2 protein-coding genes are annotated in these 1,048 nt (G+C 46.9%); one reads left to right on the top strand and one right to left on the bottom strand.

Features of this window, described 5'->3' with window-relative positions; genetic code table 11:
* Window positions 1-558, top strand: a 558-nt coding sequence (locus ACTHUT_RS21060; RefSeq protein ID WP_440419748.1) for a glutamine amidotransferase-related protein, incomplete at its 5' end; no start/stop codon positions are given.
* Between the two features lie 62 nt (window positions 559-620).
* Here ACTHUT_RS21060 and ACTHUT_RS21065 read toward each other — a convergent pair.
* Window positions 621-770 carry a carbonic anhydrase family protein gene (locus ACTHUT_RS21065; protein WP_349267268.1) on the bottom strand — a complete coding sequence of 50 codons (150 nt, stop codon included), beginning with the start codon at window positions 768-770 and terminating at the stop codon, window positions 621-623.
* Between the last annotated feature and the right edge of the window lie 278 nt (window positions 771-1,048).

A 1,048-nucleotide genomic window follows, 5' to 3' on the forward strand; every position in this document is an offset into this window, starting at 1 on the left:
GAAGGCAAAATTGCCGCCGTACGCTATGCGCGTGAAAACAACGTACCATATTTGGGCATCTGTTTGGGTATGCAAATTGCCCTGATTGAATACGCCCGCGATGTTGCAGGCTTGAAGGGTGCGAACTCTACCGAGTTTGACTTGAAATGCGCCGCGCCTGTCGTTGCCCTGATTGACGAATGGCAAACTGCCGACGGCAGCGTAGAAACCCGTGACGAATCTGCCGATTTGGGCGGCACCATGCGTCTGGGTGCGCAAGAAGTTGACCTCAAACCGGGCAGCCTTGCTGCAAAAATCTACGGCAGCGAACATATCCGCGAACGTCATCGCCACCGCTACGAAGTTAACAACAACTACGTTCCTCAGTTGGAAAAAGCCGGTTTGGTCATTGGCGGCGTATCCGCAGGCCGCGAGCGTTTGGTTGAAACCATCGAATTGCCAAATCATCCTTGGTTCTTCGCGTGTCAGTTCCATCCGGAATTTACTTCCAATCCGCGCAAAGGCCATCCTTTGTTCAGCGCATTTGTGAAAGCTGCGTTGGGTAACAAAAAAGCCTGATTGATGTGATTGAAAAAGCACCCGTTTCCGGGTGCTTTTTTGTTTTCAGACGGCCTTAGAAGTTATTTGTCTTCATTGACTTCGCGCTCGTTCAAAGGTTGTACGGGACGGTTGTTTTCGCCACCGATAATGTCGCGTATGGCTTTAAACTGCGCCGCATCTGCCTGAACCGGAGTTTTTAAGACAACCCAAGTAATGTTTTCGCTGCAAATAGGAAAGGCCGTCTGAAATTGCTTTCAGACGGCCTGTTTTATTTGAAAATGTTGTAAAAAGTCTAAACTCTAATGAATAAAAGTGTCTATCAAGATGAAAGTAGTTGTTTGTAGCGTTGGAAAACATTAATATTGCCAAACGTGTTTTCACGAGATTTTAACTTTGTTTTGGAGAGAATAATGAAAAAATCGATTATCGCTTTGGTTATTGCCGGTTTGCCACTGGCTGCCTCTGCAGAAGTGATTCTGTATGGTCAAATCAAAAGCAGCGTGACCGT

The sequence above is a fragment of the Neisseria sp. P0022.S010 genome (assembly GCF_051956635.1).